This window comes from Halorubrum sp. SP9 (genome assembly GCF_005435015.1).
Classification (GTDB): domain Archaea; phylum Halobacteriota; class Halobacteria; order Halobacteriales; family Haloferacaceae; genus Halorubrum; species Halorubrum sodomense.
Genome location: NZ_SGXU01000196.1, coordinates 1 through 761, shown reverse-complemented (window position 1 = coordinate 761; position 761 = coordinate 1). Strand labels below are relative to the sequence as shown.

The following is a 761-nucleotide window of genomic DNA, read 5'->3' as shown; positions in this document are numbered from 1 at the left end:
GGAAGCGCAGATGGAGAAGCTCGAAGACGCGATCGAGCGGGCCCAGGGATAGCGCCCGCGCGATGAACCGGTGTATTGATTTACGACAGCGTTCGATACCTCACCGTTCGTGACTGACAGCACAGAGAGTCCCGACCTGAGCCGGCGGGGCGGGCTCACACGACTGAAGGAAGGAACCTACGGCGGCCTGTTCGCGGCGTGCGCGGCGATCACGCTGCTCACGACGGCCGCGATCTTCGTCACCCTCCTGTCCGACGCGGTGGTGTTCTTCCGGGCGATACCGATCACCGAGTTCCTCACCGGCACCAACTGGAGCCCGAACCCGGCCGGCGGCGGGCAGGTGTTCGGGATCGTCCCGCTGCTGATCGGAACGATCACGGTGACGATCACCGCGGCGTTCATCTCCATCCCGATCGGGACGCTCACCGCCATCTACCTCAGCGAGTACGCGACCCCGAACGCCCGGTCGATCCTGAAACCCCTCCTCGAGATCCTCGCCGGGATCCCGACGGTCGTGTACGGCTACTTCGCGTTGGTGTACGTCACGCCCGCGCTGAAGGCGACGCTGTTCCCGGAGATGAGCACGTTCAACGCGCTCGCGGCGTCGATCATGGTCGGGATCATGACGATCCCGATGGTGTCGTCGATCTCCGAGGACGCCATGAGCGCGGTGCCGGACGAACTGCGCCAGGCCGGCTACGGGCTCGGCGCGACCAAGTTCGAGGTGTCGACGGGCATCGTCGTCCCGGCGTCGATCTCCG

The 761-nt window shown here is 65.8% G+C and carries 1 protein-coding gene; it reads left to right on the top strand.

Annotated elements, in window-relative coordinates; translation table 11 throughout:
• Positions 1-109: 109 nt before the first annotated feature.
• On the top strand, positions 110-761 hold a 652-nt coding region (locus tag EXE45_RS17175), incomplete at its 3' end, for a PstC family ABC transporter permease (RefSeq protein WP_137695047.1).